We start from the raw sequence: 20,708 nt of genomic DNA, 5'->3' as shown, positions 1-20,708 counted from the left end.
TATCTGACTGCTCATTGGCATGCTTGTATTATTAAACTACATAAGTAACCTTTAGGGTAGCCCTTAGCGCAAGGAAAGAGGGGAATGAGTTCGGAGTTATTCCAAATGCGCGAAAAAATAATTAATTCTTCATTCTTCATTTCCTCTTCCCCATTCCCTCTTCAAGTAGCGCTATAGTATCTAAGCTATTTAAACTAAGGAGCGGGAGCTACAGTATCAATGACTTCTAATGTACCATCTTCATTGACTCGCCAAACATCATAATTACCGATAACATCGCCATTCTCATCGATATCGACATTACCACTAGCACCTTGGTAATTAATTTCTTGTCCATCACGAATCAAGGCGATCGCTTCACAAGGATCGCTCACTTCCACACCAGGTGCATTAGCTACCTCACGGATTTTATCTCTGATACCCTCTCCCGTATTAGACTGAGCAGCTTCTGCGGCTAACATTAACAAGACAGTAGCATCCCAAGTATGGGGAACAAAAGCACTCACTTCCTTACCTGTACTTGCTTGCCAAAGAGCGGTAAAATCATCTAAACCAGTACCACTAGCACCGGGTACAGTTCCTAGAGAACCAGCAATAATTGATTTACCATCAGCAGTTTTACCCACTTGTTCCACAAAATCGGGACTAAACACACCGTCTGTTAAGAAAACGGTGACATTCTCACTCAAACCTTGTTTAAAAGCAGATTGTAATAAAATACTTCCTGTTTCTGCATAAAGTACAGCAGCCACACCCTCAGCATCACCACCAAAAGCCGCCGCCGCTTCTGTATCTAAACTAGTTGCTCTCGGTTCATAACGTACAGGGTTATCACGGTTAACTACTGTTCCCCCTAAACCTTCAAAAGATTCTACAAATTGTCGCTCAAAACCTACACCATAGTCATTATTAATCACTACTGTAGAGACTCGGGTTAAACCCTGTTGATTGACTAAAGCAGCTAAAGCTTGAGCTTGATAAGTATCGGGAGGAGCAGTACGCGCCCAAAAACCGTTAAAATCGCCATTTTGTGCTCTTTCGGTGAATACAGGACTAGTGCTACCAGGTGAAATTAACATTATTTGATTACGTACCGCAGTATCTACCGCAGCTGTAGAAACACTGCTCGCAAATGCACCCACTACCCCAGCGACGCGATCGACTTCAGCTAGTTTAGTCATTGCTGATGCACCAGCGGCTGGATCTGTTTGACTATCTTCGTGAACGATCGTAACTGGTTGTCCGTTAACTCCTCCACAAGCGTTAATCGTTTCAACGGCTAAATCAGCAGCTAAAGGCATATTTTGCCCAATTGAGGATAAATCTCCTGTGGTAGGGACTAATGTACCAATTTTTAAACCTTCTTGAGCTACAGCACTAGCTGTTGTATAAGTAGTTAATAGGCAACTAGTACTTAGGGTAGTTAGGGCTAAACTGACTATTTTTCGGTAATTTCTCTTCATTAACAATGCACTCCTCAACTTTTAACCGATTGAAAACAAATTATAACAATAAAATAAATTTTGGTTATGATTAAGTTAAGGTTACTTTGGATAACAAAAGTGCTTTAAAAAATAGGCTCTTTTAACCTTGGTATGATTGAACATAGTTACAATAGCATTGGTAGGTTAGAGAATCAAAACAGATAAAAATAACTCTTTCCAAATCTTGGTCATTAATTAAAAAATCATTAACTGTTTGAACCGCAATAGAGGTAGCAAATTCTAGCGGGAAACTATAAACACCTGTACTGATCGCCGGAAAAGCGATCGTTTTTAATTGTTTTTCTTTGGCAATAGTTAAACTATTTTTGTAACAACTAGCTAGTAATTCTGGTTCATTTTGTCTTCCCCCTCTCCAAATTGGACCCACTGTGTGTATAACCCATTTAGCTGGTAGTTTATAACCGAAGGTTATCTTAGCGTCTCCTGTATTGCAACCTTTGAGAGTACGACATTCGGCTAGTAAATCTGGTCCGGCAGCACGGTGAATTGCCCCATCTACACCTCCACCCCCTAGAAGAGAGTTATTGGCTGCGTTAACGATCGCATCTACTCTTAGTTGAGTAATATCTCCTTTGGTTACTTCAATCCTTAAATCCATAATTATTTCTTTGGGCTGTTTCCTAATTGGTTGCTTGTTGGGAGTCAAATAGCTCCAGAATTTGATAACATTTAGTAACAGAAAGACTTTTAAAATACACTTGAATTTTAATTAACTTAAATTTATACTAGGTGACAAAAATGAACCCAAAATATTCCTTTATCCTACTTGCGGGGTTAACTGCAATTCAATTATACTCTAGTCTAGCCTTAGCACAAACACCAGTAGATCAGACTAGAGAAGCTGAAGGGAAAAACGCAGTAGCTACCATTAATCGCTCTCAACAAGCTTATCATTTTGAGAGACAAACCTTTGCTACAGACATTAATCAACTTGGTGTAGTTATACCTGATAATCCTTACTACTCTCAACCGATAATTGCTTCAACAGATAATCTAGCTACAGTAATAGTTAATGCTCAACAAGATGATTTAAGAAGTTTCTCAGGTGCAATCACTTATAATGAAGGTACATACAATCAAATTATTTGTCAAAGTGACAATTCTGGTACTACCATTAATGCTCCTTCTCTAGAGAATAGTCAATTGATATGTCCTTCTGGTAGTAGTGAAAGTTTTCTAAATTAATCTTAAACAAGTTATGGCACTGGTTGTTTTATAAGTCATAAATAAGCAATTATTTAGCAATAATAGTTATGCCTGCTCGTGATTATTACCATGATGTTGTCAAAAAAGCCCTGGAAAAAAATGGCTGGACGATTACTCATGATCCTTATCCTATCAAACTAGCAAGGGGAAAGAATCTAGTTGTTGATTTAGATAAAATTATTCGTCTTTTCACCTTTAATGTCAATCAAACGGAGATAGTAACATGGATACCTTAAATAAAACTAATCTTAAACAAGCCATTATCAAAGTTTTAGAAGATTATCGAAATTTTTTAGGTTCAGATTCAGAAACTTAAATTCAATTACTTTTTTTCTCAGATCATATCTATCTTAATGGCGCGAGAGTATCAAAAATCTCAAGTAGAAAATCACATACTCTTTTTAATCATGGCAAAAAGATCACTATACGCCTCTCTAGAGGGCGCAAGATTGGCTAAACAGGCGTTTTCTCGCAAGGGTTGGACTCAAGAAAATTTAGCCTGGGAAATAAATCTCAAGACTCGTCAACCTATTTGGCGGTTTTTCTCTGGTCGTCCTATCGAACGAATTAATTTTATCGAAATTTGTAATATTCTCGACTTAAATTGGCGAGAGATTGCCGCTAACCCTCCTGCTGAAGTAGGAGATCCCATAGAACAAAGTTTACAAGATTTAGACCTCTTGGTCAAGGAAACGCGATCACAACGCCAAGACAAAATTCAGTCTCAATGTGGGACTCTACAACTATTAGATATTAACTATCCAGTAGGAATAGAAAATATTTATATCGATGTCAATTTTTTAGAAGAAATCAGTAGTCAAGAGATATTTAGCTTTAAAACACTCTCAAAGCTGCCACCTTCTGAATTAGACCGTTTCGGTTTAGGTGATGTCTCCCAAAAACAAATACCCGGGGTTGAAGCGGTGGAATCCCTCTTGAAAGTCAGGGTATTGGGTAAAGCAGGTTGTGGTAAGACTACCTTTCTCCAACATTTAGCTATTCAATGCAACCAAGGTGATTTTGCCTCGAATCGAGTTCCTATCTTTATTACCTTGAGAGATTTTGCCGAAGAATCTAGACAGATTCAGAACTATAGCCTATTAAGTTACATTAATGCTGAATTTGTTACTTCCGGCATCACTAATCCCTCCCTGTTAGAAACTTTACTAAGCCAAGGTCGTGTCTTACTATTGCTCGATGGGTTAGATGAAGTACTAGAAATAGATCGTAAAGCGGTTTTAAAAGAAATTCGTCGCTTCTCGGAAAACTATCAAAGTAATTTATTTGTAATAACTTGTCGAACAGCTGCCAAAACATTAACTATTAAGGGATTTACTGATGTTGAAATCGCTGCATTTACCCAAGAGCAAATTACAGCCTTTGCCATCAAGTGGTTTACTGCTTTAACCAAGACTAATGCTAGGGATGGAGGAGAAAAAGCGACTGAGTTTATAGAAAAGTTAAACTTACCTGAAAATTTGTCATTCCGTAAACTAACAGTCAGTCCCTTGTTTTTGCATCTCGCTTGTTGGATCTTTGATCGTCATGGTCAATTTCCCTTCAAAGAAACTGAGTTTTATAAACAATGTCTGGATCTACTTTTAGGTAAATGGGATGAAATTAGAGGTGTAGAAAGAGATGAGGTCTATCGAGGATTTATCTTACCTCAAAAAATTAAGTTGCTGAGTCAGATTGCAGCGGCGACTTTTGAACAGGGTTCTTACTTCTTTAAAAAACTAACCATCCAAGCATATATCGGGGACTACATTCGGTCTTTACCTAATGCTCCCACTGAACCAGAGGAATTAGAAATTGATAGTGAAGCTATTCTGCAAGCGATAGAATTACAGCACGGGATTTTAACGGAAAGAATGCACGGGATTTTCTCTTTCTCCTATTTGGCATTTCAAGAATACTTTACCGCTCGCAAAATTGTAGCTAGTTATAATTTACAACCTTTAGAAAAAGTTCTAGAAAGTTTAGTTGGTCACATTACTGAACCCAGGTGGAGGGAGATTTTTATATTGACATCAAGTATGCTACGCAGTGCTGATTCTTTGGTACAGTTAATGAAACAAAAGGTAGATTCTTTGGTAGCCCAAGACCCCCATCTGCAAGAGTTTTTAAGCTGGGCTAATCAAAAATCTCTGGCAACTCCTCCAACCCCATCGGCTACTCGTGCTTTTTACCTGGCTTTAGCCCGCTATCCTCACCTAACCTCTGACTTTGTCTTAGCTTGTGTCATCGACCAAGGAATATTTTTGGATGTGTTACTGGATAACTTGCTAATCAAGTGTTCTCAATTTGATAGTGATTTCGCTCACGCATATGTTTGTAGTGAGGCTCTTAGTAATGCTCTGAGTATTGTAGTCGATATCGGCTTTAAACAATCTTTGGAAGTGCTTAAAGACGAACTCCCTGAAGCTAAGACAAATCCAGAACAGTTTCAATCTTGGTGGCAGAAGAACCATCAACGCTGGAGTGAGCGGTTAAAAGAGGTGATCACTCAACACCAGAATATTCAACATGATTGGAATTTTAGCTCAGAGCAAGAATTAATTCTACAAAAATACTATAATGCTAATCAGCTATTGATGGATTGCCTAAATGGTGATTCTGAAGTAACTTCAGCTGTACGAGAAGAAATCAAAGCAGCTTTATTATTACCCCAAAAAGAAATAGAAGAGAGAGAGTGGCAATAGTTTAAGTTTTAGCAACTCTTTCTCTTAGGCAGGATTTTCACACATGAACTAACTTAAAGTTCTAGCTAACTGCAAAAGCAATAACTAAGATTGTGACTATAAACACAACTGCTCCTGCCCCCCAGAAAAGATAGCGCAACTGTTGTCTAGGATTGGGATAGGATGCTGCATAGGCTGCTGGTTCAACAGCATAATTATTGATTAATCCTTCGTCATCTTCTGTATAGCCTTTGACAAGTTCATCATTATCCTCAAGGTCAGAGTTTATTCCAGAGGGAATCAATTCAGTTCCATCACTATAATGGACAGAATTAGCACTTTTATTACTGGGAGTGGTTGTTGTTGTTACTGGTTGTTTTTTCATGATTAAATTATAACATATTTTCAAAAAACTTGTGATTAATGCTAAAATTTTGAAATCTTAAAATACATAGTGATGTTTGGTTATTTTCTGCCAAATAAACCATAAATTCAGATAGCGACTAATCATATACATTATATTTTATCCTGGAAAGATGCAATGGGGTGAAAGAGTGAAACCCTTTTGTTCCGTTGTGAGCGCTCTATACTTCTAATTCCATCATGGGAAAGGAATAGCAAGTTATAGGTGTGGAGAACATTTGTCCTGTTTGGAGCATTAGTTAGGAGAATCATAAGTACTCGCTATATATCTAGAGTAAGTTTATGTTGGTTGCTCATAATCTTTGTCTTCCTTGATTATTTACTTATAAACCAGTCTGACATATCCATGTTTTAAATAATGTATAACCAAAATTTGCCTATTGAATAAATTGTCTAAAATGTTTGAAAACGGTTTAATTTTTTGACAATGAAAGAGGGTATTAACTGCGTCTCATTAGCCACTTACTTAATTCCATCGCAAAAAATACAAATATACTTAATGCTAAACAGATTACCAAGTCCCTGACTGACAAGGGGGTTGTTTTAAAGACGTGTTGTAAAATAGGAACATATATAACTGCCATTTGTAAGCTAAAAGTTAGAGCAACAGCAGCCAACATAGGTTTATTAGATAACAGTCCAATCTGAAATAGCGAGTATCGTCCAGAGCGCATAGTTTCTGCCAATGCGATGCGAGAGAAGGCAAGGGTGGTGAAGACCATGGTTTGCCAATTAGGCAGGTTACTAGACCAATAATTGTAAGCAACAGCCAATAAAACTATACCCAGTAACAGTCCTACCCAGATAATATCTCGACCGACCCCACGACTAAAAATACTTTCATTGGGATGATGGGGACGGCGCTTCATGATTTGTCTTTCGGCGGGCTCGACACTCAAAGCCAAAGCTAATAAACCATCGGCTAAGAGATTAATCCAGAGAATTTGCACCGGAATCAACGGTAAAGGCATTCCTAAAAAAGGTGCTAGTAAAATAACCCAAAGTTCTCCCGCATTTCCAGTTAAGGTATATCTAATAAATTTGCGAATATTGTCATAGATAACCCGTCCTTCCTTAATAGCAGCAATAATCGTGGCAAAGTTGTCATCTAGTAACATCATATCAGCAGCTTCTTTAGCCACATCAGTACCAGTGATTCCCATCGCTATGCCAATATCCGCTTGCTTGAGAGCAGGAGCATCATTGACTCCATCTCCGGTCATCGAGACAATTTCACCTCGTTTTTGCAAAGCCTTGATAATATTTAACTTATGCTTGGGCGAAACTCTTGCGTAAACAGAAACTTGATCTACTTGGTTTTCTAATTCTTCTTGAGACAATTGTTCTAATTCTTGTCCAGTTAAAAAGCGATCGCTGAACTCTATGCCTAATTCCTGAGCGATGTGTTGAGCAGTAAGAGGATGATCTCCGGTGATCATGACCGGACGAATGCCCGCAGTTTGGCAAGTCTCTATGGCTTCTTTAACTTCGGGGCGAATCGGGTCAATCATGCCAATAATACCCAGGAAAATTAAATTTTGTTCCAGGCTTTTGAGATCTATACTATCATCGGGAATGTTTAGAGGTCGGCAAGCAACCCCTAAAACCCGCATACCGTCCTGTGCTAACCGGTCATTATCCCTTAAGATTTTTTCCTGCCAAGTTTTTTTGATAGGTTCTATTTTCCCGTTCACCCAAACTTGATCACAAATTGAGAGCAAGCCGACCACTTCTCCTTTAGTAAATACAAGGTGAGAGGATTCTGCTAATCCCAAAGCAGCAAAATCTATTGATTCCAATGTTTCGTTAAAATCACGCGATGCCTTGGTAATACTATGTACAGTACTCATCAGCTTCCGCTCAGGGTCAAAGGGAATCTCAGCAACTCGGGGAAAAGCTTTCTCTAAGCTAGTCTTTCTCAAGCCATAACGCGCCGCAACTACTACCAGAGCACCCTCGGTTGGGTCTCCCACGGTATGGAATTGGTGAGGGATAGTTGGATCTGCTTCTAAGATGGCATCATTACAAAGTAGCCCTCCTATAAGTAATAGGTTCAATATTGCTTGTTCTTTTAATACAGGCCAGGAATCTTCGTAGCTATTTAAACCCAAGGCGCTCGATCTCAGCGGGTTTGTTAAATTCACTTGATGACCAACCACAGAGAGCAAAATAACAGTCATCCGATTCTCAGTTAATGTCCCCGTTTTATCAGAACAGATTACCGTTACTGACCCTAAAGTCTCGACAGCAGGTAATTTGCGAATCAATGCCCGTTGTTTGAACATTCGTTGCGCCCCCAAGGCTAAGGCAATGGTGACCACTGCAGGCAATCCCTCCGGGACGGCCGCTACTGCCAAACTTACCGCAGCAAGGAACATAAAGGATAACTCCTCTCCTCGGAGAAGTCCTAGTGTAAAGATAATGGCTACGATTAAGAGAATGATCATAGCTAGCCTGACTCCGAGTTGGTCTAAGCGTTGCTCTAAAGGGGTTGGTTGAGGTTTGACAGTTTGGATAGCTGTAGCAATCTGCCCCAATTCAGTCTTGTTTCCTGTTTCTGTGACTACTCCTAAACCTCTGCCATAGGTAATTGTTGTACCCATATAAGCCATATTCAGGCGATCTGCTATGGGTAAATCACCTTGTACGGACATTTGAGCTTGTTTGTCCCTAGGGTCAGATTCTCCTGTCAGGGAGGCTTCCTGAATTCGTAAATTGAAACTCTCTAACAAGCGGTAGTCTGCCGATACTAGGTTGCCAGTTTCGAGTAAAACAATATCTCCCGGGACTAGCATGCGCGCTGAAATTTCCCTTACTTTTTTGCCACGATGTACTTTAACCATGGACACAGCTAACTTTTCTAGAGCGGCGATCGCTTGGCTGGCTTGATACTCCTGCCATACTCCTAAAAAGCTGTTGAAGACAACAATGGTCAGAATGGCACAAGCATCAATGTAATAACCTAAAGCCAGAGAAATAGCCGCCGCTACAATCAAAATGAGTACTATTACAGCGGTCAGTTGCTTCCAGAACATTTGCCAGATATTTTCTCCTGGATTCTTGGTTAATTCGTTAAAACCATATTCCTTTAAACGTTGCTCAGCCTCTGATAAGCTCAAACCCTGATTGGGATGGGTATCGAGTTTTTTTAATACTTCTACTGAATCGAGTTTATACCAGTTACTCATCTCTCACCTTAGATTAAATTTTGCGTAAATCTATGCCTTCTGAATTTCTAATATCAAATCCACAAATAAATGCTAATCATAATTAACTTTACTCTGATTTTATTTTAATAACTAGATTCTTGGATTTGATTATAGTAAAGATTTGTGAGATTTTAAGACAAATCAAGCAATTTATACAGTCACGAAACAATTGCTAAAACATGATTTAGAACAACCGAATGCCATAGTAATATTAGTTAGGAAAAATTTCCTATCTTAAGTACATAATAATATTGCCAATTAAGGAGCAAATCATGAGTTCTAAAGATAAAGCCAAGGCAACAGCTAAAAATATTGAAGGTAAAGCTCAAGAAGCTGTAGGTAACCTAACAGGAGACCCCCAAACTCAAGCCGAGGGTAAGAAAAAACAGGTGGAGGCAGAAGTTAGTCATGTTGCCGAAGATGTGAAGGATGCAGTCAAAAAAACAGTTGACTAGTCGGTTATTTTTCCAAACTCTCTCTATTAGGTAGGGCTAACAAATTTTCTTAGTATTTTGGGTAAAGTTACGTCATCCAGTACTAAGAAAGTTTTTCTTTTATCAATTTAGCAAATTCTTTGTTGGAGCTTAATTAAAATGATTTCAATAATGCAAAAGTTTCGTCGCTTTTTCCTCACCATCAGTTTAAGTATCTTGCTTATTACTGTCACTGCTTTTAGTTTTGGAACTATGGATAGTTGGGCTGCTAATTTACCCACGCAACTCGCGGCCAGGAATCCAGCTGAGATCATGACCAAAGATAACGAGAGCAATTCTAAAATGGTTCAAGAAGAAGAAGCCAACCGCTTTAAATCTGAATCGTTAGAAGGGATGAATGAAAGTATTCTTAATCCTAACTACCAACCTAATGGTAAAACTAAACAATCAGCAGGAGAAGATCGTCAGAATCTCAAAGATATCAAAACTCAGGCTAGTGACTCGATGGATTTATACGTAGATGAATAAACCCAAGAAAAATTTTTCTACAATAGCGATCGCCAAATGACGAAAATTTAATAAATAATATTATTCCCCTCCGCCATAAAGGTAGAGGGGTTGAGTATAGGGGTAACTCAAGTCTTAGAAAGGTTATTAGCGAAGGGTTCGCCCTGTCACTAAGTTATAGACAATGGCAATTAATGCTATAACCAAAAGTAAATGAATTAAGCTACCACCAATATTGATGGAGAATCCTAACAACCAAAAGATGATAAGTACAACAGCAACGGTCCAAACAAGATTAGACATAATTCCCTCCATTTAGTTAATAAATAATTGTTTGCCTGAATAAATATCCTTTGCTCAAGTAATTGAAATGCAATTCAAACAATGTTTAATTGAAAACATCTTGAACCTTATCTTTTACGTCTTCTAGGATATTTCTACCTTGACTTTCAACTTGTTTGCCTCTTCCTATCACCTGATCTTTGGGACTATTAGTTAGGTTACCAATTGCTTCTTGAGTTTTACCTTCAAGGTTTTTGCTAATAGCTTTAGCTCTACCTTTTAACTGCATTTTGTCTTTAAGATCTTCTGCTGCTTTTAGTTCCTCACTTTGGACCTGTTTGATTTTTCCCATCATCTGATCTTTGGGATCACCAGTCAGATTTCCCAGTGCTTCTTGAGCTTTGCCTTCAACATTCTTGGTCATGGCTTCGACTCGATTACTCGTTGCGAGTTGTGTGGGTAAATTGGCAGCCCAACTATCTGTAGTTCCAAAATCAAAAGCAATGGTAATAGCCAGCATAATAGTTAAAATTATGGTTACAAAAAAGCGACGAATTTGTTTAATTGACATTATCTTAAAAGCTCCAAAAATTTGATAGATTAACCTAGAATGAAATAACGTTGATTTTTATGGTTTGACGACAGCTTCGACCATAACGTTATTAACGCCTTTGATTTCCATGGCTAAGGGTTGAATTTTATCGAGTTCATTCTGTGTGGCTACTACACCCGATACGGTAATATCCGCGTCTTTAGCAATGACGGTGAGCTTACCACGAGGTATATTTGCCTCTAGTTTGCTACGTACTTCACTGGCTAAATCTGCATCATTACGAACCTCGGAATCTCCTACCATATCATTGCGTTCCTCCCGTGCTCGAATATCCGCATCTAGCTGACTTCTGCGCGTTGCACTTTCGGCATCATCTTGAGTAGATTGCAGATTTTCTGTTGTTGAAACTTGCTCGTTATTGTCTGTTGTAGGGGCATCGAATGCTGTTTTACTCTCAGTGCAAGCCGAGACAGTTCCTATGAGCAGAACACCAAACAATAAGGGCAGAATAGGTTTTATTCTGATAATTTTGTTCATTTTGTAATCCTTAACTGAATACAGTTGTTATTGGGATGAAAATATTTCTGGATTTTCTCTACACTATGGATCTAACCGATTGGCTCGATAAATCATAGATATACCAATCATGAATGTCATGTTTGTCAAAAATTGACTTAGCTAGTTTGATATCTACTTCTGACCCTTCCACTATGACCAGATAACCTCCCTTAGCAATGCGATCATCATATATTTTGGCGCGATCTTCGGGAATACCTAAGCCCACGAGTCCTCCTGTCAAGCTACCAGCTGCTGCCCCAATCACACCTCCTGAAATAGCAGTGGCGATCGCAGTAGCTGCAGCACCGGCTAACATCACAGGACCGACACCGGGAATAGCAAGAGCGCCCAAACCGACCAATAAACCGGCAAATCCGCCTATCGTACTACCCGCGATCGCTCCATCTCTGGCAGTCTCTTTGGCTTTATTTTCGTCAGTATCCAAGTTGACTGAGGGCTCTCTGGTTTTGTAAGTATCCAAGTTGCCTGCATCTACGAAGGGACCTCTGGTTTCGTCAGTATCCAAGTTACCTGTGTTTACTAAGCGATCGCTAGTATTAGCTCCTGTAAATTCGGGATAGTGATAGATATCAAGCCCTATAACTGAAACTTGCTCCATGAAAAAACCATGGTCTTTTAATTCATGTAAAGCGATATCGGTGGTTTTATGATCTGAAAATGTACCTACAGCCCTTTGTGTTAATCTGCTCATTATTTTCTCCTAAAACGCATTTATTTTTTGACTTCATTTTTTTATCTTTAATGGATGATGCGATACATTTTTTTATTTATCTCCTTTTTTTAAACTCAATTATTTGCTCACGTTTTCACTCTAATCTGACGTTGTTTGATTTCGTGATTGAATTAACTTAAAATTGTTTGAATTGATTGAATACGAAACAAAATGTCACAAACTCAAGAAGATTAACTGTAATTTAAATAATTCTTTAAAAATGAACGCTACACTCTACCACGGAATGCCGAAAGAGCCGCTTCTGAGTATGATATATAGGAATAATAGCACCTAAAACCTAAAACCTAAAACCTAATTTTTGAGAGTCAAATTGCTCCAAAATTTGATAACATTCAGTAACAGAGAGACTTTTACTCAGAGCATCTACTAGGAGATAATAAGACTCTTGATGTTGTTTAATTAACTCTTGAGCACGAATTAAGGCTAAATTGATTTTCTGTTGATGTTGTGAAGTGGGAATACCTGCTAAGTTTAAAGCTATGAGCACATTTTGCTTATCTGTTACTCCTCCCTCTGCTTTTTTATAAATAAATTTTTCTGCTGCTATTCCCCCTAACCAAACTGTACAAAAATTATCTAATTTGGCTTGTTCGATCTTCAACATTTCTAAATCAAAAACTATCCCTCCTCTGCCTGAATAACCACGACGCCAAGCATCCCAAGAGTTTAGGGTATAATCTTTAACAGGAATTCCTAAGTAATAAGCTACTAAAAAATGTCCCGCTTCATGATAAATAATTCGTTTTTTTTGTTCTTCGTCAGCCAAAATATCGAGGAGAATATTTGAACCTTGATTATTCCAAGCAAATGTATCCAGTACACCCAATCCTAATAATAACGCGGTAATGCTCGCGGGAAAAGTAGGAGAGAGATTGATTATAGGTGCAATTAGACTTAAAAAGGTGAGGCTAAATACTCCAATAGCAATAAGATTTAAACTGCTTTGTGACATTTCAATAGGTCTCTAATTTGACTAGGATTATTAACTAAAAGAATATCTGATTCGGTGAGTAAATCTTTTACTGTGGTTTCTAACTCTTGTATCGCTAAACCTGAGAATAATTGGTTAGCCATAATGTTAACAATATTGCTTAGATAGGTATGTCCTTTTTTCTGTAAGTCATAACCATAAATAATTACTGGTTTATTTAACTCTTTTTTGATATAGTTAATTAGCTCTAATTCGATTCTTTCCCATCGGGTAATTAGGGCGATCTCCTCGGTTTTTTCATGTTCATGCAGAAATTCTAACCAAAATTCAAAATTAGTCCCGAGGATAGCATCTTGACCAATACTAATAACTATTGACTCTCCTAAACCTTCTTTTTGTAAAGCTAATGCTACTTCATAACTTAAATTAGGACTATCTGTTAGTATTCCTATCCTTCCTGGTTGATAAAATTCAGTTGACCAAATTCCTAAAGATAATTCTCCAGGGATTAATATTCCTCCACTACCTGAACCTAAAATTAAAGTATCATGCTCTTTAGCTATGCGCAATAAGCGAATCATATCTAAAGGAGGTACTCCCTGGGAAAAGATGATTAGTTGTTTAATACCAGAGACGATCGCTTCTGTTGCTGCGTCTAATACCTTGTAGGGGTGGACAAAGATTAGACTAGTGCTAATCTCACCCACCTCGGCGATCGCTTCTTCTACGAGAGCAAAAATTGGTATTGCCTCGATTGTATCTTGTTCTTGACTCGGGTCAATTCCTGCGACAATCTTTGCTCCTTGTTCGAGCATTTGCGTAATATAACTGATTACCTCTATTCCTTTAAGTCCTTGTACTAAAATCTGACCCGAGATCTGCCAATTCATCTTTAGCTCCTTGTGTTAAAGAAATAGTTTGTGTTACTGCACTTTCTAAGTCTTCTGACCAGTATACAGGTAATCCTGTTAATAACTTTTGCCAGGGTTCAAAATCCTGAGTCAATAAACGTAACACTAGGGTTGGGGGTTTTATTTGAGGTTGAATCTGGACTTTGTGACGGTTGATTATTCCTGTTGGTCTTTCGTAGCGTTCATCGCTTTTAATTTTAGGTATATACAAAGATTGTAAATAATCAGCGATTACTCCGACTACTAACTCACTATAGTCTTGATTTTTGAGAATGTTAATTAAGATAACCTCTACCTCGGGGATACTTTCCCATTCTTTTAATCCTTGTTTTAAATCATCGAGATTATCTTTAATCACTAAACAACCCACGCTGAATTCTGAAGGGGTGATTAAATCTAAAGTCGCCATTCCTAAATCAACACTATTGCAGATAATTCCTATTTTGGCACTTTTGGGTTGAGAATGTAACCATAACAGAGGTTGAATCTCAGACTCTATCAACCCTTTAAGCTTAGGATGACGTTGGATACCCGCATCATTAGCACTAATTCTACCATCGAGAGCCATTACTTCACCTTCGGGACTAATTCCTAAGGGGTTAATTTCGATTAAGTCTAAGTCTTTAGATATAAATAAAGTGTACATCTTGGTGACAATTTCGCTCACCTCTTCGATGAGATTACCAGTTAACCCCATTTGACGACAGAGTTTTCTCCCGTGATAAGGGAAAAAGTCCCCTTCTAAGGGGATAACTTGTAGATTAGCTAAGAGAATATCAAGGTTTACTCCTCCCTGAATAGAACCTAGTAGCACAGGACAATTGCGTTGATAATCTAGAACTATCCCTAAAAATAGCTCTTGTTGCACGTTGTATCTCGCTTCTGCTAAGACAACTTCAGGAAATTGACCTAAAATCGGGAGATTGAAAATTATACTAGCCGCGGCGATCGCGTCTATGGTATTCTGTGCAAACCTTACCCCACCTGCTTTACCTCGACCTGAGGCTCTAACCTGAGACTTAACTACAATAGGGTAGGGTATCTCTAATTGTCTTAATTCTCTTGGTTCAGCAATCACCTGAGAAGGTAAAGTAGGAATACCAACCTGTTTAAATAACTCCTTCGCCTGATACTCTAATAAATCAACCATAAAAATTTAAAACCTATTATCTATTTAATATAGTAATCTCAAATGTTAGAAACTCGAAACGGCTTAATCTCTTTGTCTGAACTCGAACAATTCTTAACACAGTCTCTCTCTCATCATAATGTAGGGGTTGTTCCTCGTAAAATCTCCTGTTTGGTCAGAGAAAAGAATCTCATGATTATGCTACACTATGAACAGCCGGCGATGCCATACCCTCGCAAGCTTTTTGGTGTGGTTAAAGAACATTTAGCTCAATTAGTAGTTTCATCTGAGTATCAAATTTTACTCTATTTAGTAGTTCAAGACCAATATCAAACTAACTTATTACCCCCTTCTGTTAAAGTTGCATCACCACCCCCTCAAGCTTTACCTGCAACTCCTTCTCCTCAACCTAGATCTACTCAGTCAATCCAGTCATGGCGATTCCCGAAATTGCCTAAATTTGCTCTAGGAGGTGTAGGTGTAGTTACAGCTATCTTCCTCGGTTATTTAAGTCAACGTCACTGTCTATTTAGCAATAGTTGTGCTTTAATTCCTCAAGCTAATCGTTTAGCTAAACAAGCTGAGTTGATTATTGATTTTACTCCTACTGATTTATCTAAAGCATTGGTAGAATTAAATAACGCTCAACAATTACTGCAATCTATCCCCTCTGTTTCTCCTCATCATCGCGAAGCTCAACATTTAAGCCAAAATTATCAACAAAAATCTCAAGCTATTGAAAATCTCCTTCAAGCTGATACGATCAAAACAGAAGCATTATCTCTAACCCAATTACCACTGAATATAGAAACAGCTCAAGAAATAGAGTCTCTCTGGAATGGGGCGATCGCTCTGTTAGAGAGTATTTATAGTGACAGGAATCTTACAGAGTTAGCTCAAGCTAGATTAGCAGAATTTAACGCCGAAAAACAAGCAATTACTAGCTTAAAAACCGCTCAAGAAGCAGCAGAAATAGCTAAAGTCAGAGAAAGTGTCGCTCAAAGTCTGGAAAACTGGCAATTAGTCGCAGCAACCTGGCGCACAGCTTTAGAAAGATTAGCTAGTATCCCTAAAGATAGTAAAATAGCCCATGAACCAGAAATTAACCAATTAGCTACTATCTATCAATCTCGTTTAACTCAAACTCTCGATAGAGTACAACAAGAAACCATCGCTACACAATTTTTACAACAAGCTCAAGAACAAGCTAAATTAGCTCAAAATAACCTCGATAATAGAAATTGGCAAACCTCTGTAAGTTATTGGCGCCAAGCTGTAGAGATTCTTAATCAAATTCCCAGGGAAAGTTCTCTATTTACAGATGCTCAAATCCTGATGGGTAATTATCAACAATCTCTACAACAAGCACAATCTCAACAAGCTATAGCTCTTAATTTAGAACAAATCTGCAGCGCTAATATCAGGATTTGTAATTATCAGATTGATTCTGGTGTGATTAAGGTGGAGTTAACCCCCACCTATCAAGAGCAATTGCAGCAAGTAGCTTTAGCTACTAGTGTACAACCTAATGCACCTGCAGAAATGGAGTTAAGGCAACATCTCAGTGGGTTAGAAGCAATTTTCCAAAGTATTAGTAGCAATACGGGATTACCAGTAGAGATATATAACGCTCAACAGGTTTTAATTGTTACTTACCTACCTTAAGTGCATAATCTTTAAAACGCTCTAAATCAGCTTGTAAGGTTGATTCTACTATCTTCCCTAAAAATAGATTATCCATCAGTTGACCTAAAATACCAGGAATATCATAAGCAACGGTTAATCTGACTACACTACTGTTATGGCGATCGTAAAAACGCACCGCACCACGGTTGGGTAAACCATCCACCGACTCCCACTGGATAATCTGATTGGGTACTGTTTTTAAAATCCGCGATAACCAAGTAAACTTAAAGTTACCACTGGCTAATTGCCAACGGGATAAATCGGGATTGTCTGCTAAAATCTCTACAGAGTCAATCCATTTCATCCAACGTGGCATTTGTTCTAAATCAGACCATAACCCCCAGACTAAATCAATGGGAACATCTACTTCTACTTGTACGCTATGCTCTAACCAACCTTTCATATTACCTCGGTGTATCTTTGTGTGCTAAAATTGCTCTGGCTGCTTGACGCCCCGATAATGTTGCACCCTCCATGCTGTCTATATAATCTTGTTGAGTATAACTCCCCGCTAAAAAGAAGTTACTAATAGGTGTAGTTTGACTAGGGCGATAAACGTCCATACCTGGGGCTTCTCTATATAGGGATTGAGCTAATTTTACTACACTATACCAGGTCATGTTTAATTCCCGGGCTGAAGGAAATAGTTTCTGTACCTGTTTTAAGACGTGATTGGCGATCGCTTCGTTACTCTCCTTGATAAAAGGATCTCCTGGTGTTAAAACTAATTGTAACAGTGAACCCTCTCCTTGGCGATAATAATTCCCAGGACTAGTTAAGGCTAAATCCGCAAAACAGGAAAAGTCAGCATCGGCGGTATATAATAAATTATCCAGCCCTGCTGCTTCCTGCAAGGATTTACGCTTTTGTTCATCTTCTAACTCCGTTACCCAACCATCAAAGCGTAATTGTACCGTGGCTACAGGTACTGTATCTAAGCGATAAATCTTCTCAAATTCTTGCCATTGTCGCCAAGACTCGGGAATTAATCTCTGTATCCCGGGAACATCACAAGCACATAAATAATTGTCTGCTTTAATCTCCTCTACCGTCTCTCCTTGAGAGATTAATATTCCTGTTACCTTAGTTTCTTTCCCTTCCCCTGTATATAAAATCTCTTTGACACGTCTTCTGGTGTTAATTTTTGTCCCCCTTGCTTGGAGATAATTAATAATTGGTTCGTGTAAATAGGTATGGGGAGATCCTTCTAACATCCTTAATACCGAGGCTTCGGTTTTAGCGGCAAAAAACTGAAAAATAGTCAGCATACAACGGGCTGAGATATTCTCTGTATCAATGAATCCTAAAGCATAGGCGATGGGATTCCACATCCGTTGTAAACTACTATTATTGCCTCCCTGTTTTCTAAACCAATCGGCAAAACTAATCCCGTCTAAACCCCTAATCGTTTTCATCGCCCCTTCAAAATCCACTAATCCTCTGACAATTGGACTAGTACCTAAAGCTAAAGAATTGCGTAATTTATCAATAGTGGATAGTTGTGAGGTGGTAAAAAAAGCCTTTAAGCCATTAAATGGCGCACCCGTAATAAAACGAAAGTCTAATTCTCCTACTCTCCCTCCTTCGTTAATAAATGTGTGGGTATGCTCTTTGAGACGTAGGTTATCCCAAGCCCCCACCTTCTTCATCAGGTCAAATAACTCATAGTAACAACCAAAGAAAACGTGTAACCCCATTTCTATGTGATTGCCTTCGGTATCTACCCAACTACCTACTTTACCACCTACAAAAGGTCGAGATTCAAAGATTTCTACTTCTACCCCCGCATCGGCTAAATCAACCGCGGCTGATAATCCTGCTAATCCTGCTCCTACGATCGCAACACGCATCCCATCTTTACCTTCTTTGTTTTGTGAACTTATTTTAACAAATATTTTGTTAAGTTTTGTAAATTAATCCTGGAAATTGTCAATTAATCTATAGTTATAGGGAATTATTGGATTAATACATTGTAATAAGTGGAATCTAAGTATATGGATCTTATCGATAGAGCTAAAGTTATTGCTGAACAAGTTAAAAAGTTAAAAGACCAGATTCGGAACGAAGAAGCCACAAAAACAGCATTTATTATGCCTTTTCTCCAAGCTCTAGGATATGATGTTTTTAACCCTTTAGAAGTACACCCAGAATATACCGCTGATTTACCTGGTTTAAAAGGTGAAAAGGTAGATTATGCGATTTGTGTAGATAATCGTCCGATTGTTTTAATCGAGTGTAAAACTTGCACAGAAAATCTCACTAATGCTAAACATAGTTCTCAATTGCATAGATATTTTCACGCTACCGAAGCTAGGCTTGCCATTTTAACCAATGGAATTATTTATCGGTTTTATACTGATACTGATAAAAATAATGTGATGGATGATAAGCCTTTTTTTGAGTTTGATATTTTAAATTTTGATGAAAATTCAGTTAATGAGCTAAAAAGATTTACCAAAAGTCAGTTTAATATTAATGAACTAGAAGATGTAGCTCGTAATCTCCTTTATACTAGAGAGGTTAAAAGAGTTATAGCTGAACAACTATCAAATCCTTCTCCTGATTTAGTTAAATTATTAATTAGTGAAATTTATTCTGGAACTAAAACAGCTTCAGTTATAGAAAGATTTACGGAAATCACTAAAAAATCCTTACGTGAATATATAAATGAGAAAATCAAAGAAAAGTTAGAAACTGTCATTAATTCGGAAAATACTCTAGATACAAATTTAGCAACTGCAATAGATGTTAATGTTCAAGATAGTAACACTACTGCTAATGATTCAAGTCAGGAAACAAGTGAAAGAGTCACTACAGAAGAAGAATTACAAGCTTTTTATCTGATTAAGTCAATCTTACGAGAACAAGTAGATACCTCAAGAATTCAATATAAAAACACACAAAAGTATTTTGGGATAAATCTTGATGGAAAGGTACGACAGACTATTTGTCGTTTGCGTTTTAGTGAAGAAAGTGGTAAAAAATCCCTAGAAATTCCTGATAATAATGACTCCAAAAAAAGAGTAAAGACTTTATTAGAGAATTTAGACCAAATTTATGGAGTTGCTGAATTCTTAAAAGCAAGAGTTCAATTTTTAACTAAATATAATTATACTGCACAACCAGAAGAGTCTGAAGTGGTTTGACATCCTCCCCATCCTGCTCTGAGGGTGATTCTTTAAAACAATTAAGTGCGTTAACTGAACTGCTTTAAAGACGGTTGACGCGGTTCTGATACATTTATGCGGTATAAAACGATATATCATCGCACTGTACCACAAGAGCGCCATCGGGTTTAATGATGGTGGAGGTATCCCTCAAAGCTTTGAGCAATATACCCAAAGCACCGTTAAAGTCTCTTAAAAGCGTGTGTCCGCATTGAGGACATTTAAAGACTTTACTTCCGCCTAGTTTATTGTGCACGTTTTGCTGGTAAATTCTTCTGTCGTATCTATTACTTGACAGCCACTTAACTCAGCTTTATTTTTTAAGGTTTGCTTGAATCGGTAATGTGCCCACGTCAACATATTTCTAGCGGTTTTAGTGTTTATTTTCCGCTTGGTTTTATTTGTCATTTGGGAGGTTTCAAATTGGGGCAATAAGATAATCTGGTAGTTTTTGCTTAACCAGTTAGCAGCTTGCTTGTGACATTCATCTACTAGGTTTCTGATTTTAGTTCTTAATCTTGCTGCGGAAGAGCGCATTTTTTGACGTTGTCTGGATGATTTTGATTTGGCTATTTTACTCATCAGTTTGTCTAAATGTTGACAAAGCCTGGTTATTCTACCTAATTATGGGGTAAATTGTCTTTAAAGTTACACTTTCTTCACTTTTGCCTATGGCAAGATTGCAAGAGTGCTTATAACTGTTCTTGTGAAAGCTTATCACCATCGATACGGAAAATCCGTTAAATCTCCTCCAAAAGTAAATATATACAAA

At 38.0% G+C, this 20,708-nt stretch carries 20 protein-coding genes and 2 pseudogenes; 8 read left to right on the top strand and 14 right to left on the bottom strand.

Features of this window, described 5'->3' with window-relative positions:
* Window positions 1-194: 194 nt before the first annotated feature.
* Together EA365_06390 and EA365_06385 are read right to left on the bottom strand one after the other, a co-directional pair.
* Window positions 195-1,463 carry an amino acid ABC transporter substrate-binding protein gene (locus EA365_06390; protein TVQ46107.1) on the bottom strand — a complete coding sequence of 423 codons (1,269 nt, stop codon included), beginning with the start codon at window positions 1,461-1,463 and terminating at the stop codon, window positions 195-197.
* 121 nt (window positions 1,464-1,584) lie between these two features.
* The gene (locus tag EA365_06385) at window positions 1,585-2,103 is read right to left on the bottom strand and encodes an O-acetyl-ADP-ribose deacetylase (protein ID TVQ46106.1); all 519 of its coding nucleotides are present in this window, start codon (window positions 2,101-2,103) and stop codon (window positions 1,585-1,587) included.
* Window positions 2,104-2,243: 140 nt separating this feature from the next.
* Between EA365_06385 and EA365_06380 the strand changes: the two genes are divergently transcribed.
* The 4 genes and pseudogenes from EA365_06380 (at window position 2,244) to EA365_06365 (ending at window position 5,413) form a co-directional block, all read left to right on the top strand.
* The gene (locus EA365_06380) at window positions 2,244-2,690 is read left to right on the top strand and encodes a hypothetical protein (protein TVQ46105.1); all 447 of its coding nucleotides are present in this window, start codon (window positions 2,244-2,246) and stop codon (window positions 2,688-2,690) included.
* 68 nt (window positions 2,691-2,758) lie between these two features.
* A complete protein-coding gene (locus EA365_06375; GenBank protein TVQ46104.1) occupies window positions 2,759-2,947 on the top strand; it encodes a hypothetical protein in 189 nt (62 codons plus the stop codon).
* A pseudogene (locus EA365_06370) lies at window positions 2,935-3,024 on the top strand (XisI protein). The gene EA365_06375 and the pseudogene EA365_06370 overlap by 13 nt, the downstream one beginning before the upstream one ends.
* 94 nt (window positions 3,025-3,118) lie before the next feature.
* Window positions 3,119-5,413, top strand: a complete 2,295-nt coding sequence (locus tag EA365_06365; protein TVQ46103.1) for an NACHT domain-containing protein — start codon at window positions 3,119-3,121, stop codon at window positions 5,411-5,413.
* Between the two features lie 61 nt (window positions 5,414-5,474).
* Here EA365_06365 and EA365_06360 read toward each other — a convergent pair whose 3' ends face one another.
* Complete coding sequence (locus tag EA365_06360) at window positions 5,475-5,777, bottom strand: ssl1498 family light-harvesting-like protein (GenBank protein TVQ46102.1); 303 nt, start codon at window positions 5,775-5,777, stop codon at window positions 5,475-5,477.
* 478 nt (window positions 5,778-6,255) lie between these two features.
* Window positions 6,256-9,003: a cation-translocating P-type ATPase gene (locus EA365_06355; protein ID TVQ46101.1), complete on the bottom strand. Its 2,748-nt coding sequence runs from the start codon at window positions 9,001-9,003 to the stop codon at window positions 6,256-6,258.
* 293 nt (window positions 9,004-9,296) lie between these two features.
* On the opposite strand from EA365_06355, the gene EA365_06350 reads away from it, so the two are divergent.
* Together EA365_06350 and EA365_06345 are read left to right on the top strand one after the other, a co-directional pair.
* Window positions 9,297-9,479, top strand: a complete 183-nt coding sequence (locus EA365_06350) for a CsbD family protein (protein TVQ46100.1) — start codon at window positions 9,297-9,299, stop codon at window positions 9,477-9,479.
* A 150-nt stretch (window positions 9,480-9,629) separates the two neighbouring features.
* Window positions 9,630-9,986: a hypothetical protein gene (locus EA365_06345; protein TVQ46099.1), complete on the top strand. Its 357-nt coding sequence runs from the start codon at window positions 9,630-9,632 to the stop codon at window positions 9,984-9,986.
* A 126-nt stretch (window positions 9,987-10,112) separates the two neighbouring features.
* On the opposite strand, the gene EA365_06340 is transcribed toward EA365_06345, so the two are convergent.
* The 7 genes from EA365_06340 to EA365_06310 form a co-directional block, all read right to left on the bottom strand.
* Window positions 10,113-10,268, bottom strand: a complete 156-nt coding sequence (locus EA365_06340) for a lmo0937 family membrane protein (protein ID TVQ46130.1) — start codon at window positions 10,266-10,268, stop codon at window positions 10,113-10,115.
* Window positions 10,269-10,353: 85 nt separating this feature from the next.
* A complete protein-coding gene (locus EA365_06335) occupies window positions 10,354-10,818 on the bottom strand; it encodes a CsbD family protein (protein TVQ46098.1) in 465 nt (154 codons plus the stop codon).
* 57 nt (window positions 10,819-10,875) lie between these two features.
* The gene (locus EA365_06330; GenBank protein TVQ46129.1) at window positions 10,876-11,319 is read right to left on the bottom strand and encodes a BON domain-containing protein; all 444 of its coding nucleotides are present in this window, start codon (window positions 11,317-11,319) and stop codon (window positions 10,876-10,878) included.
* A gap of 76 nt (window positions 11,320-11,395) precedes the next feature.
* Complete coding sequence (locus EA365_06325; GenBank protein ID TVQ46097.1) at window positions 11,396-12,070, bottom strand: signal transduction histidine kinase (STHK), LytS; 675 nt, start codon at window positions 12,068-12,070, stop codon at window positions 11,396-11,398.
* A gap of 319 nt (window positions 12,071-12,389) precedes the next feature.
* Entirely contained in the window at window positions 12,390-13,064 is a 675-nt protein-coding gene (locus EA365_06320; protein TVQ46096.1) for an ATP-dependent Zn protease, read from the bottom strand.
* Window positions 13,046-13,933, bottom strand: coding sequence for a CoA-binding protein (locus tag EA365_06315; protein TVQ46095.1), 888 nt, complete (start codon window positions 13,931-13,933; stop codon window positions 13,046-13,048). The genes EA365_06320 and EA365_06315 overlap by 19 nt, the downstream gene beginning before the upstream one ends.
* Window positions 13,890-15,104, bottom strand: coding sequence for a succinate--CoA ligase subunit beta (locus EA365_06310; protein TVQ46094.1), 1,215 nt, complete (start codon window positions 15,102-15,104; stop codon window positions 13,890-13,892). Before EA365_06310 ends, EA365_06315 begins: the two co-directional genes overlap by 44 nt.
* Before the next feature lie 42 nt (window positions 15,105-15,146).
* On the opposite strand from EA365_06310, the gene EA365_06305 reads away from it, so the two are divergent.
* A complete protein-coding gene (locus tag EA365_06305) occupies window positions 15,147-16,748 on the top strand; it encodes a hypothetical protein (protein ID TVQ46093.1) in 1,602 nt (533 codons plus the stop codon).
* On the opposite strand, the gene EA365_06300 is transcribed toward EA365_06305, so the two are convergent.
* Window positions 16,732-17,172 (bottom strand): hypothetical protein, encoded by a 441-nt coding sequence (locus EA365_06300; protein ID TVQ46092.1) that lies wholly within the window; start codon window positions 17,170-17,172, stop codon window positions 16,732-16,734. The genes EA365_06305 and EA365_06300 overlap by 17 nt on opposite strands.
* A gap of 1 nt (window position 17,173) precedes the next feature.
* On the bottom strand, window positions 17,174-18,619 hold the full coding sequence (gene zds, locus EA365_06295) for a 9,9'-di-cis-zeta-carotene desaturase (protein ID TVQ46091.1): 1,446 nt from the start codon (window positions 18,617-18,619) through the stop codon (window positions 17,174-17,176).
* 144 nt (window positions 18,620-18,763) lie between these two features.
* Between zds and EA365_06290 the strand changes: the two genes are divergently transcribed.
* The gene (locus tag EA365_06290; GenBank protein ID TVQ46090.1) at window positions 18,764-19,915 is read left to right on the top strand and encodes a restriction endonuclease; all 1,152 of its coding nucleotides are present in this window, start codon (window positions 18,764-18,766) and stop codon (window positions 19,913-19,915) included.
* Window positions 19,916-20,009: 94 nt separating this feature from the next.
* On the opposite strand, the pseudogene EA365_06285 reads toward EA365_06290, so the two are convergent.
* Window positions 20,010-20,473, bottom strand: a pseudogene (locus EA365_06285) (transposase).
* Window positions 20,474-20,708 lie beyond the last annotated feature (235 nt).

Origin of the sequence: Gloeocapsa sp. DLM2.Bin57 (genome assembly GCA_007693955.1) — a bacterium.
Classification (GTDB): domain Bacteria; phylum Cyanobacteriota; class Cyanobacteriia; order Cyanobacteriales; family Gloeocapsaceae; genus Gloeocapsa.
The sequence above is the reverse complement of the archived record's forward strand: the minus strand, read 5'-3'. Positions and strand labels throughout refer to the sequence as shown.